We start from the raw sequence: 206 nt of genomic DNA, 5'->3' as shown, positions 1-206 counted from the left end.
TATAAAAAGGGACAGAAACCTATCCCTTTTTATTTTGTTGAAGATTATTATATTGTCTGATCTTTCCCTTTCAATGCTTCAACTGCAACATCTTTTAATTTTGAGGCAACTTGATATGTTCCATAAACAGCAGCAACTGCAGCAATTGCCATTATGGCACCCGCAACTATCTGACCAGCAACACCTGTTCCGATAGATCCAGGTAA

This window comes from Wolbachia endosymbiont of Drosophila incompta (genome assembly GCF_001758565.1).
GTDB classification, from domain to species: domain Bacteria; phylum Pseudomonadota; class Alphaproteobacteria; order Rickettsiales; family Anaplasmataceae; genus Wolbachia; species Wolbachia pipientis.
The sequence above is the reverse complement of the archived record's forward strand: the minus strand, read 5'-3'. Positions refer to the sequence as shown.